A 12,456-nucleotide genomic window follows, 5' to 3' on the forward strand; every position below is an offset into this window, starting at 1 on the left:
CTTTTCTATTACTCAATATTCAAATCATCACGTACTGTCGTCTCTGTATACGGTGTTTCTGAATAGTACGCACTACGCATAATTAAATGACCACCAATAGGGCCAGTCGTGAATATAAATAAGATGGCGAGTAATAACGTCGGTTCAAAATGATGGTCACGTCCAAGAAAGTATAGAAATACGCCGAACATCATAAACATGACGCCGAGTGTTGACGATTTACTTGCTGCATGGGCTCTCGTATAAACATCTGGCAAACGAATTAATCCAATTGCACTGATTACTGAAAGTAACGCGCCTAGTATTATAAATATCATACTAACGATGATCACGATTGTGTCTATCATATTCAACGATTTCTCCTCTCTCCATAAATTTCGCAAATGCTGCAGTACCTAAAAATGCTAATACACCGAGTAACATAATAATACTAATGTAGTATTTTGTATTCAGTAATACAGAGAATAACGCAATCATTGCCATAAGTGAAATCCCTAAAGCATCCAGTGCAACGACGCGATCGGCAAGCGTTGGTCCTTTAATGACACGATAAACGATGCCTAGCATTGCACACGCGACGATAATTAGTGCGATGATAATGATGATATTTACAATGTCATTTGTCATGATACGCCAATCTCCTTTATCGCATCCTCAAATGAATGCTTAATACCTTTAATTTCTGATTCTAAATCGCTAAAGTTGATGGCATGAATATAGAGTTTACTGTTGTCATCGCTAACCGCAACGACAACAGTCCCTGGTGTTAATGTAATCAATAAAGATAACAAACTAATTTCCCAGTCTTTCCGTAAGTCCGTTGGATACATAAAGAAAGCGGGTTGTACATCAATTTTAGGCGCCATTACAATCTTCAGTACACTTATATTTGCTTTCAATAGTTCGATAATAAAGATACCCATTAATCGAATAAACTTTAAAAACGGCACTAAATAAAAACCGCCAGGAAGAAATGGGCGCATAATGTATATGCCACATAATCCAAACAGATAACCAAGGAGCATATTTCCGAACGATACAGAACCTGTTAATATACACCATAGTATGACGAGGCCGGTATGAATCATCATTTGTATAGCCATTATTTCACTCCTAACGCTTTGACATAAGTTTCAGGTGAATGAATCGATAACGCTGCTTTTTCAATTACAGGATATAGTGATTCGCTCATTACTCCAAACAATATCGCAATGACCGTCATTGTCACTGCAGCAAACATCATTTTATTAATGGCAGGCTTAACATAAGTTTGTCCTGTTCCGAAAAATACATGTAAAAATATTGTGATGACAGAATAGAGTACTACTAAACTGCTTAATAAAATAACGATTGCGCTAATAATATAACCTTCCTGCATCGCAGCTTTAACGATAAAATATTTACCGTAAAAGCCACTCAGCGGTGGAATACCAGCAAGCGATAATGCTGCAATAAAATATGTGACACCAAGAAGCGGATAATCTTTAATTAAGCCGCCAAGCTTACGGATATCTGTTTCATGCGTTATTTTCATAATAATACCGATGAGCATAAACAAACTCGCTTTAATGATCATATCGTGTATTAAATAATATATACCACCGATCGTTGCATCTTTTGTGAAGAGCACAAGACCGACGATAATCACACCGATTGCGATCATAATGTTATAAATAATTATCTTCTTCATATCGTGATAAGCAAGTGCACCAATACAGCCAAATATGATTGTAAGGAGTGCGAGTATTAGTAGGATATTGTGCACAATCACACCTGTCTGACTAAAGAATAAGCTGTATGTTCTGTATAAAGCATAAACCCCGACTTTCGTAAGTAAAGCACCAAATAACGCTAACACTGGAATCGGTGGTGCATAATAGGCACCAGGCAACCAGAAGTATAAAGGAAACATGCCGGCTTTCGTTGCAAATACAAAGATAAACAGAATCGCGCAAATAACAATGATACTTTGATGTTGTATGCCGTGAATTTTATGGCTCATATCCGCCATATTCAATGATCCGATAACCGAATAAAGCATTCCGATGGCTAATACGAAGAAAGCTGAACTTGTGACATTGACAAGAATATATTTAATACTTTCCTGCAGTTGTATTTTTGTCCCGCCAATGATCATCATGACGTAAGAACTGATTAGAAATACTTCAAAGAATACAAATAAATTAAAGATATCGCCAGTTGTGAACGCACCGTTTAAACCTGTCAGCATAAACATTACAGACGTATAGTAATAATACGTTTCACGCTCAATACCAATTGACTGATATGAATAATAAATCATGATGACGGTAATGAGTGTTGTTGTGAGTACGAGTAATGCACTGAGCATATCTGAAACAAGTACGATACTATACGGAATCTTCCAGTTACCGAGCGTTAAAACCATCGTGCCGTGATTAAAGACTTGTATAAACTGAAACAATGTAATAAACAAAGTAATCAATGTCCCGCAAAATGCGACAATACGCTTTAAAATAGGCTTTTTACCGATGCATATTAATATGATAGCGGTAATTGCAGGGATGATAATCGGGAATACAATTAAATTATTCATCATCAGGCACCCCCTTGTAATCCGAAATATTATCAGTGCCTAATTCTTTATAGCTTCTAAAGGCAAGCACTAAGAAGAATGCTGTGACCGCAAAGCTAATAACGATAGCCGTTAAAATGAGTGCTTGTGGTATAGGATCAGCGTACACCTGTTGATGCTTCTCATAAATAGGTGAGGCACCTTTCTTCAATCCGCCACTTGTAAGCAATAGTAAATTCACTGCATGTGAAATAATAGATGAACCGATAATAATTCTAAGTAAACTTTTAGAGAGAATTAAATAAACGCCGCACGTCACGAGTATGCCGCTTAAAATAATCATTAATATTTCCATTATTCACTCTCCCCAATCGTTAATATGATTGTCATCGTCGTGCCGATAACAGCAAGCATTACACCCGTATCAAACAAGACAGCCGTATGGAGATGTAGCGCACCCAGTAATGGGATATGAATATCTCCAAATGTATGAGTAAAGAAAGGCTTGCCTTGTAATATACTGATGATTGGCGTACTGTAACAAAACATGAGACCAATTGCGATAACTTTTTTGAAATCAATTGGTATGATATGTAGTAACGTCTTAATATCATAAGCAATCAAGATAATTAATAAAGCGGATGATATTAATAAACCACCGACGAATCCGCCACCAGGTGTATAATGACCGCCCATAAATATTGCGAATGCGAACATAATGATGATGAAAAAGACGACGAGCGTGCAAAACTGTAAGATGACGTCATTATTTTGTTTTTTCATTATGTTCACCTCGATTCTGTCTTAATCTGATTAATGTGTAAATACCGATGCCGGCAATACCTAATACGCTTGATTCAAATAAAGTATCAAAGCCACGGAAATCAACTAATATCACGTTAACCATATTCTTTCCGGCAGCTAAATCGTATACATGTTTAATGTAATAGTCAGCTATGGATGGATATAACTTATTGCTATAAGCAGCGAGTGCGATAACCGTGACACAAATTCCAGCTAGCAGTGCAATCACAAAGTTTGTGAGTTTAAATGTAGCACTTTCTTTATGGCGATATTGTTTCGGCAAATGATAGAAACACATTAAGAATAATGCCGTTGAAATTGTTTCGATTGCAAGTTGTGTTAATGCTAGGTCCGGCGCATTAAAGAAGACGAACAGTAATGCAATAGAATAACCGATCGCACTTAACATGATGATACTAAATAAACGGGATTGTGCTTTTAATATCATGATTGTTGCAATTAATATAATACCGACAAGTATCATTTCATACGGTTGAATTGTACTCAACGATTTAAAGTTAATCGCGACCGAATGATTGATAAATACATAAACGGTCATTAAGATTAAGGTCACTAAAATGGCAGACATACTAAATCGAATCGTCTTAAAGACTAAAAATTGATTGATCGATTTACTTGTTGTTTGCGAATGTTTCAGTAAGAAATCATAACCGTGATTTAAGCTGAATCGTTCCGGTAACACTGAATAAAGTTTAGACCAGTGCTGATATGTAGCAACAAGCAATGCACCGAACACAATAATTGCTAATGTTATGAGTAACGGTGAATTAATACCATGGAAATGATGAATATGTGCAACATCAACATGTTGGTTAGTAATACTTGCTGTAGCTGCCGTTAATAATGGTAAAAAGACATTTGGCACGATAGAGATGATTAACATCATCGTAATCAATACGATAGGAGAAACTAATAATAACAATGGTGCTTCGTGTGGTGGTTTCTCACTCGTATTGTCTTTCGGATGACCGAAGAATATATCTTTTAATAATTTAATACAGTAAATAAAAGTAAACATACTGCCGATAAACATTAACAGTAGCGCAATTATTGATAGTATCAAATGAGATGACATCGCATGATTTACGACATTCAGCACTGCAGTAATAAACATCTCTTTACTTAAGAAACCATTAAACGGTGGCACACCCGCCATGCTTAATAAGCCGAGACAACTCATCGTGAACGTAACGGGCATCATTGTCAGCAAGCCATTTAATTTACGAATATCGCGTGTTCCAGTTTCGTGATCGATAATACCGACTGTCATAAACAAAGCACCTTTAAACGATGCATGATTTAATATATGAAAGACACTTGCAGTAATAGCGATAATATACATCTCTTTAAACTGATTTGAAAAGGCGAAAGATCCTAATCCTAACAATGACATAATTAAACCGAGTTGACTAATCGTACTAAATGCAAGCACACCTTTTAAATCTTTCTGGTTTACAGCTTTAATCGATGCAAAGCACATCGTAAACAAACCGATAAAGATTAAACTATATGTCCAGATTGCACTCACAGCAAAAATAGGTGTTAATCGTGCGACTAAATATATACCTGCTTTGACCATCGTAGCTGAATGTAAGTACGCACTTACGGGTGTAGGTGCTTCCATTGCATCTGGTAACCAAATATGAAATGGGAATTGTGCTGATTTTGTACAGGCAGCAAGTAATACGAGTATTAATGCGAGTGGAAATAATGGATGCTGTTGAATCGTTGAAGATTGATTAATCATTTCAGTAATAGACGTCGTGTCTGTGATGGTGATGAGTATCGCAATCCCACCTAACAACATTAATCCACCAAATACCGTAATGAGCATAGATTTTAAAGCACCTTGAATTGATCGCGCTTTAACATACCAGAATGATATTAATAAGAAGCTGGAAATGCTTGTTAGCTCCCAGAACATATAAAGCGCTAAAATATTATCACTTAAAACAACGCCAAGCATGGCGCCCATAAATAATAATAAATAAGTATAGAATTTACCTAGTTCCTCACGGTGACTTAAATAATGAATGGAATAGAACACAACTAAAGCACCAATGATTGAAATTAACAGTGCAAATAATAAACCAATCCCGTCAATTTTGAAGTTGAGATTCAAGCCGATGCTTGGCATCCAACGATGTGATTCAAAGAATGGAGGATTGATGTTTGATAGTTTGCTGATAAAAAATAAAGAAGCAATCACTGGAACGGGTAATACGAACCAGCCTGTATGAATTTTACTGAATTGCTTCTGAATGACGACTGGTAATAAAGCTGCAATAAAGGGCAGCAATACAATCCAAAGTATCATAAAGTAACCTCCCTTACATTCTATTATACAAGAAAAATGATGCATTGAATTGCAGCTGAAACGCATACCCGATTCATAGACGTTATTCCTTAAATAAGAAGAAACAAAAAATAAATTCATAAAACGTCAAAGAATTGTCACTTTTTTATTGAGGGAAAGTGAATTGATATTGGCGCTCATAATCCTTTTTAATAGAAGCAAGTGTTTCAAGCGCTTTCCTATTAAAAGGTGTATCGTCCGTTTGTAATTTTAGTTCCATTTTAGCAACGGCTTGAATCAGTGACGCTGTATATGGTAGAAACGCTTCAGTGTAAGGTTTGAGTAAATTGGCATCGACAACACGTTTTTCATGGTGTGCTAACGCTTTACGTTCGTGGAAGAAGACATTTTCAACTTCCCCACGACTATGTAAGTCACCTTGCATTGGATGTGTTATGACGCTCACGACACTAACTAAAACACCATGCGGTTGTTCTTCAATTTTTTCTACAATATAAATTCCTGATTTGTGCATAAGTCTAAAGTACATATTTATCATCCTTTTGTGTTAATATATTATGGTAATAATCATATCATGAAGGAGTAAAAAAATGACTAATTTTCCGCAATTAAATACAGAAGTTTCTGAAAATGAACGTTTAGTAGAAATGGTGACGACAAAAGGGACGATGAAATTAAAATTATTTCCTGAAATCGCTCCTAAAACTGTAGAAAACTTTATTCAATTATCTGAAAAAGGATATTATGAAGGTATTATTTTTCACCGTGTAATTAATGATTTCATGATTCAAGGTGGAGACCCGACTGGTACAGGTATGGGTGGCGAAAGTATTTATGGTGATAAATTTGAAGATGAATTCTCAATGGATGCATATAACCTATATGGTGCGTTATCTATGGCGAATGCTGGGCCGAATACGAACGGTTCACAATTCTTTATCGTCCAAATGAAACAAGTACCAGCACAAATGTTATCACAATTAAAACAAGGTGGATGGCCTGAAGAGATTGTTGAGAAATATGCTGAAATAGGTGGAACACCTTGGTTAGATCAAAAGCATACCGTGTTCGGTCAGTTAGTTGAAGGATTTGACGTATTAGAAACAATCGCGAATGTTCAAGTAGGTCCACAAGATAAACCATTAGAAGACGTTGTGATTGAGAAGATTAACGTGTTGAAATAGAATCGTGTTAGTTCGACAGCCTTTGAAACGGCGTCTCCAAAGCAGACGCTAGGTAAACTTCAACAATTCCTTCAAAATCAAAGAGCGATTTTTTTGGAATTGTCTCCAGTTTACTTGCGTCTAAACGCTTTGTCGACAGCCTTTGGAATAAGTCATGAAATGTTCATGACTTATTCTTTTTTTATCGTTTTTTAATGCTATAATATTTTATTAGATTAGGGGTGATTCGTGATGATGGAATTTTTATATTTTCCAGAAAATAAATGGGAATACGTACCTGCAGTCATGTCATTAATTTTCTTTATGACACTTGCGTATTTATCATTTAAAATGTTTATTAGAAATTCAAAGCAACAAGAAGAAAAATTCAAAGTTTTTGAAGCTGAAGTCATGAAGAAGTTAGAGGATGAGCGCCATGAATCCAGACTTTAATATCGCGATGTACAAAATCTTAAACGATTGGAATCCTATGCAGCTTGAAGATGCAACACAAGGTGATATGGAATATTATGAGATCATGGATTTAGTCCACCAAAAATTACCGTTTGAAGAAACGGTTAGCCGCATTTCTGAAGTATTTCTGCATAGTTTTGAACAGTCACCTCAAAAAGAAGAAATTACAGACATATTAAATAAAATATATCAACTTAAGGCAACTTGCGAAATCGTGTAGCATATGATGTTACATGATTTTTTTTATGTTCATTTTTATGGTAAAATTAGAATATTAAAAATGAGGGATAAATATGATGAATAAAAAGTATAAAAAGGGTCAGTTTATTAAAGTTAAAGTTACAGGTATTCAACCGTACGGTGCATTTGTAGAAACCGAAAATCATACTGAAGGATTAATCCACATTTCAGAAGTAATGAATGATTATGTTCATAATTTGAATTTATTTCTCTCAGTCGGACAAATTGTTAAAGCAAAGATTCTTGATATTTCTGAAGATGGTAAATTAAATTTATCATTGAAAGAGAATGATTACTTTAAACGTCAGGAACGTAAGAAAGAGAAAAAATCAGTATTAGAAGAATTAAAACAACCAGAAAATATCGGATTTCAATCATTGCGTGAGAAATTGCCGGAGTGGGTTGAGAAAGGGAAGAAGCTCCAGTAATAAAGGGGCTTCTTTTCTTATTTTATTGCATATTCATGCATAAAAAATTATTTTGAAAATTTGAGCAATAAGGGTTGAAGTATTTCTTAAAATTCGTCATTATAGAGTATGTAAGGGTTTTCTATTAAACAAACAAAGAGGAGGCAATGTAATGATTTCGTACAAACACGAACCATTCACAGACTTTAGCATCGAAGAAAATAAACAAGCGATGTTAAAAGGATTAGAAACAGTTAACGCATATTTAGGAGAAGATTATCCATTAGTAATCGGTGGAGAACGCATTTTAACAGATAACAAATTACGTTCTTTCAATCCTGCAAATAGAGAAGAAACAATTGGTCACGTATCTCAAGCGACACAAGAACACGCTGAGAAAGCGATGGCAATTGCGAAAGAAACATTTGAATCTTGGAGAAAGTCAGATCCAGCAATGCGCGCTGATATTCTTTTCCGCGCTGCAGCAATCATTCGTCGTAGAAAGCATGAGTTCTCTGCTTTATTAATTAAAGAAGCAGGTAAACCATGGAACGAAGCAGATGCAGATACTGCTGAATGTATTGACTTCCTTGAGTTTTATGGACGCGAAATGTTACGTCTTAAAGACGGTGTTAAAGTTGAAAGCCGTCCAGGCGAATACAACCGTTATGATTACATTCCATTAGGTGTTGGTGTTGTTATTTCACCTTGGAACTTCCCATTAGCAATTATGGCGGGTACAACTGTTGCACCACTTGTAACAGGTAACACAGTATTATTAAAGCCATCTTCAAACACTTCAGTTGTCGCTTACAAGTTCATTGAAGTATTAGAAGAAGCAGGTATGCCAAAAGGTGTCGTAAACTACATCCCTGGTTCAAGCCGTGACATCGGTGACTTCATCGTGGATCATGTTGATACACGTTTCATCTCATTCACTGGTAGTCGTGACGTAGGTGTTCATATTTATGAACGTGCTGCAAAAGTTCACGAAGGTCAATTAAACTTAAAACGTGTTATCGCTGAAATGGGTGGTAAAGATACAATCGTAGTTGACGCTGAAGCTGATTTAGAATTAGCTGCTGAATCAATCGTAAAATCTGCATTTGGATTCTCTGGCCAAAAATGTTCAGCATGTTCTCGTGCTATCGTATTAGAAGAAGTGTACGATGAAGTTGTAGCGAAAGTAAAAGAAAAAGCTGAAAAATTAACAGTAGGTAACCCAGAAACAAATGAACACTTTATGGGACCAGTGATCGACGAAAAATCATTAAACAAAATTAAAGAATATATCGAAATCGGTAAACAAGAAGGTAAATTATTAGTGGGTGGTACAACTGATGAAGCAGTAGGAAACTTTGTTCATCCTACAGTATTCGTTGATGTTAAACATGATGACCGCATTATGCAAGAAGAAATCTTTGGCCCTGTTGTAGGTATCGCTAAAGCGAAAGACTTCACTGAAGCGATTCAATTTGCAAATGACACAGATTATGGTTTAACAGGTGCAGTCATTACAAACAACCGTGAACATTTAGAAGAAGCACGTCGTGACTTCCACGTAGGTAACTTATATTTCAACCGTGGATGTACAGGTGCAATCGTTGGATACCAACCATTCGGTGGATTCAAAATGTCAGGTACAGACTCTAAAGCAGGTGGACCAGACTATTTAGTATTACACATGCAAGGTAAAACAACTTCTGAAATGTTATAAGATTGCTTTAGAACTTGTCTTTACACAATAAAATATTTAATTAAATAAAGCAGTAGTGCAGGCACTACTGCTTTTATAACAAAGGAGAATAATAATGACGAAATCACAAGATATTATTGAAATCACAAATCATTACGGTGCGCCAAACTATCATCCACTTCCAATCGTTATTTCTGAAGCTGAAGGTGTATGGGTAAAAGATCCTGAAGGAAACAAATATATGGATATGTTATCTGCTTATTCAGCAGTTAACCAAGGTCACCGTCATCCTAAGATTATTCAAGCGTTAAAAGATCAAGCGGACCGTGTAACATTAACATCACGTGCATTCCATAGTGATCAACTTGGCCCATGGTATGAAAAGATTTGTAAGCTTGCAGGTAAAGAAATGGTATTACCTATGAATACGGGTGCTGAAGCGGTTGAAACTGCAATTAAAGCAGCACGACGCTGGGCGTATGATGTGAAAGGTGTTGCAAAAGATCAAGCTGAAATTATCGCAATGAATGGTAACTTCCACGGCCGTACAATGGCTGCTGTTTCATTATCGAGTGAAGCAGAATATCAACGTGGTTATGGTCCGTTATTAGGTGGCTTTAAATTAGTTGACTTTGGTGATATCGAGCAAATTAAAGCAGCGATTACGCCGAACACTGCAGCAGTATTATTAGAGCCAATTCAAGGTGAAGCGGGTATCAACATTCCTCATGATGGTTTCTTAAAAGAAGTGCGTGACTTATGTACTGAAAATAACGTATTATTTATTGCTGACGAAATTCAAGCAGGTCTTGGACGTTCTGGTAAATTATTTGCTACTGATTGGGATAACGTTGTACCTGATATGTATATTTTAGGTAAAGCATTAGGTGGCGGCGTATTCCCTATCTCATGTGTATTAGCTGATAAAGAAGTGTTAGAAGTATTTAATGCTGGAAGTCACGGTTCTACATTCGGTGGGAACCCATTAGCATGTGCGGTATCTATGGCAGCATTAGACGTATTAGTTGATGAAAAATTAGCTGAACGTTCATTAGAGTTAGGTGAATATTTCCAGGCTAAATTAAAAGAAATCGACAATCCAATCATTAAAGAAGTACGCGGCAAAGGTTTATTCATCGGTGTTGAATTAACTGAAAATGCACGTCCTTACTGTGAACAATTAAAAGAATTAGGTTTATTATGTAAAGAAACACATGATACAGTGATTCGATTCGCGCCACCTTTAATCATCTCTAAAGAAGATTTAGACTGGGCAATTGAAAAAGTTAAATCTGTATTTGAAAAATAAATGACAGCGTTTTCAAAAAGAGCTTTTAAAAGATTTTAAATATGTTACAATAACAACAGAAGTATTTAAGAATGAAAAAAGAGGGCGAATAACATGTCAGAAAACACTACAAGTTTAGTATCATCTACACAAAATATTATTAAAGAAGCATTAGATAAACTTGGATTTGACGAAGGTATGTACGATTTAGTAAAAGAACCATTACGTTTATTAACAGTACGTATCCCAGTTAAAATGGATGACGGAACTGTAAAAGTATTTACAGGCTACCGTGCACAACACAATGATGCAGTTGGACCAACAAAAGGTGGCGTACGTTTCCATCCAGACGTTGATGAAGATGAAGTAAAAGCTTTATCAATGTGGATGACGTTAAAATGCGGTATCGTTGATTTACCATACGGTGGTGGTAAAGGTGGAATCGTTTGTGATCCACGTCAAATGAGTATTCATGAAGTTGAACGTTTATCACGTGGGTATGTTCGTGCGATTTCTCAAATCGTAGGACCGACGAAAGATATTCCTGCACCAGACGTATTTACAAACTCACAAATTATGGCATGGATGATGGATGAGTATAGTATGATGGATGCATTCAACTCTCCTGGATTCATTACAGGTAAACCAATCGTTTTAGGTGGCTCTCAAGGACGTGACCGTTCTACTGCATTAGGTGTTGTCATTGCCATCGAAGAAGCAGCGAAACGTCGCGGTAAACAAATTGCGGGATCACGTGTTGTAATCCAAGGTTTTGGTAATGCAGGTAGCTTCTTAGCGAAGTTCTTATATGATATGGGTGCTAAAGTAGTAGGTATCTCAGATGCACACGGTGCATTACATGATCCAAACGGATTAGATATTGATTACTTATTAGATCGTCGTGATAGTTTTGGTACTGTAACGAACCTTTTTGAAGATACAATTACAAATAAAGAATTATTTGAGTTAGATTGCGATATTTTAGTTCCGGCTGCGATTTCTAACCAAATTACGAAAGATAATGCGCATGATATTAAAGCTGAGATTGTTGTTGAAGCAGCGAATGGTCCAACAACACCAGAAGCGACTAAGATTTTAACTGAACGCGGTATTTTATTAGTACCTGATGTATTAGCAAGTGCCGGTGGTGTTACTGTATCTTACTTCGAGTGGGTACAAAACAACCAAGGTTACTACTGGACAGAAGAAGAAGTAAATGAAAAACTACGTGAAAAATTAGTTAAAGCATTTGATAATGTTTATTCTTTAGCTGAATCTAGAAAGATTGATATGCGTTTAGCAGCATACATCGTTGGTATTAAACGTACAGCAGAAGCTGCACGTTACCGTGGATGGGCATAAGATGATTAGACACACTCTGATGGGTGTGTCTTTTTTGTTTATATAGAGGTCGAAATTGGTGAATCCCCAATTTCAGAACAAGAATTCAACTCGAAATTGGAGGATCTCCAATTTCGTAAGCCATAATAAT

Annotated in this window: 15 protein-coding genes; 7 read left to right on the forward strand and 8 right to left on the reverse strand. The window is 36.1% G+C overall.

Features of this window, described 5'->3' with window-relative positions:
- Positions 1-8: 8 nt before the first annotated feature.
- The 8 genes from mnhG to kapB form a co-directional block, all read right to left on the reverse strand.
- Positions 9-347, reverse strand: a complete 339-nt coding sequence (gene mnhG, locus OCL94_RS01330) for a monovalent cation/H(+) antiporter subunit G (protein WP_262993892.1) — start codon at positions 345-347, stop codon at positions 9-11.
- Positions 319-627, reverse strand: a complete 309-nt coding sequence (locus tag OCL94_RS01335; RefSeq protein ID WP_262993773.1) for a Na(+)/H(+) antiporter subunit F1 — start codon at positions 625-627, stop codon at positions 319-321. Before OCL94_RS01335 ends, mnhG begins: the two co-directional genes overlap by 29 nt.
- Positions 624-1,103 carry a Na+/H+ antiporter subunit E gene (locus OCL94_RS01340; protein WP_262993774.1) on the reverse strand — a complete coding sequence of 160 codons (480 nt, stop codon included), beginning with the start codon at positions 1,101-1,103 and terminating at the stop codon, positions 624-626. The genes OCL94_RS01335 and OCL94_RS01340 overlap by 4 nt, the downstream gene beginning before the upstream one ends.
- On the reverse strand, positions 1,103-2,581 hold the full coding sequence (locus OCL94_RS01345) for a Na+/H+ antiporter subunit D (protein ID WP_262993894.1): 1,479 nt from the start codon (positions 2,579-2,581) through the stop codon (positions 1,103-1,105). Before OCL94_RS01345 ends, OCL94_RS01340 begins: the two co-directional genes overlap by 1 nt.
- Positions 2,568-2,909 carry a Na(+)/H(+) antiporter subunit C gene (locus tag OCL94_RS01350; RefSeq protein WP_262993777.1) on the reverse strand — a complete coding sequence of 114 codons (342 nt, stop codon included), beginning with the start codon at positions 2,907-2,909 and terminating at the stop codon, positions 2,568-2,570. Before OCL94_RS01350 ends, OCL94_RS01345 begins: the two co-directional genes overlap by 14 nt.
- Positions 2,909-3,337, reverse strand: coding sequence for a Na(+)/H(+) antiporter subunit B (locus OCL94_RS01355; RefSeq protein ID WP_262993779.1), 429 nt, complete (start codon positions 3,335-3,337; stop codon positions 2,909-2,911). The genes OCL94_RS01350 and OCL94_RS01355 overlap by 1 nt, the downstream gene beginning before the upstream one ends.
- The gene (locus tag OCL94_RS01360) at positions 3,321-5,696 is read right to left on the reverse strand and encodes a Na+/H+ antiporter subunit A (RefSeq protein ID WP_262993781.1); all 2,376 of its coding nucleotides are present in this window, start codon (positions 5,694-5,696) and stop codon (positions 3,321-3,323) included. The genes OCL94_RS01355 and OCL94_RS01360 overlap by 17 nt, the downstream gene beginning before the upstream one ends.
- Before the next feature lie 145 nt (positions 5,697-5,841).
- Positions 5,842-6,225, reverse strand: coding sequence for a kinase-associated lipoprotein B (gene kapB, locus OCL94_RS01365; RefSeq protein WP_262993782.1), 384 nt, complete (start codon positions 6,223-6,225; stop codon positions 5,842-5,844).
- 61 nt (positions 6,226-6,286) lie between these two features.
- On the opposite strand from kapB, the gene OCL94_RS01370 reads away from it, so the two are divergent.
- The 7 genes from OCL94_RS01370 to OCL94_RS01400 all read left to right on the forward strand — a co-directional run bounded on the left by OCL94_RS01370 (position 6,287) and on the right by OCL94_RS01400 (position 12,326).
- Positions 6,287-6,880 carry a peptidylprolyl isomerase gene (locus OCL94_RS01370; protein ID WP_262993784.1) on the forward strand — a complete coding sequence of 198 codons (594 nt, stop codon included), beginning with the start codon at positions 6,287-6,289 and terminating at the stop codon, positions 6,878-6,880.
- Between the two features lie 231 nt (positions 6,881-7,111).
- A complete protein-coding gene (locus tag OCL94_RS01375; RefSeq protein ID WP_262993786.1) occupies positions 7,112-7,312 on the forward strand; it encodes a hypothetical protein in 201 nt (66 codons plus the stop codon).
- On the forward strand, positions 7,287-7,553 hold the full coding sequence (locus OCL94_RS01380) for a DUF1871 family protein (RefSeq protein ID WP_262993787.1): 267 nt from the start codon (positions 7,287-7,289) through the stop codon (positions 7,551-7,553). The genes OCL94_RS01375 and OCL94_RS01380 overlap by 26 nt, the downstream gene beginning before the upstream one ends.
- 76 nt (positions 7,554-7,629) lie before the next feature.
- Positions 7,630-8,001 (forward strand): S1 domain-containing post-transcriptional regulator Ygs, encoded by a 372-nt coding sequence (gene ygs, locus OCL94_RS01385; protein ID WP_262993895.1) that lies wholly within the window; start codon positions 7,630-7,632, stop codon positions 7,999-8,001.
- A 151-nt stretch (positions 8,002-8,152) separates the two neighbouring features.
- Positions 8,153-9,697 carry an L-glutamate gamma-semialdehyde dehydrogenase gene (gene pruA / locus OCL94_RS01390; RefSeq protein WP_262993788.1) on the forward strand — a complete coding sequence of 515 codons (1,545 nt, stop codon included), beginning with the start codon at positions 8,153-8,155 and terminating at the stop codon, positions 9,695-9,697.
- A gap of 94 nt (positions 9,698-9,791) precedes the next feature.
- The gene (locus OCL94_RS01395; protein WP_262993789.1) at positions 9,792-10,985 is read left to right on the forward strand and encodes an ornithine--oxo-acid transaminase; all 1,194 of its coding nucleotides are present in this window, start codon (positions 9,792-9,794) and stop codon (positions 10,983-10,985) included.
- 93 nt (positions 10,986-11,078) lie between these two features.
- A complete protein-coding gene (locus OCL94_RS01400) occupies positions 11,079-12,326 on the forward strand; it encodes a Glu/Leu/Phe/Val family dehydrogenase (protein ID WP_262993790.1) in 1,248 nt (415 codons plus the stop codon).
- Positions 12,327-12,456 lie beyond the last annotated feature (130 nt).

The organism is Macrococcus capreoli (assembly GCF_025628935.1).
GTDB classification, from domain to species: domain Bacteria; phylum Bacillota; class Bacilli; order Staphylococcales; family Staphylococcaceae; genus Macrococcoides; species Macrococcoides capreoli.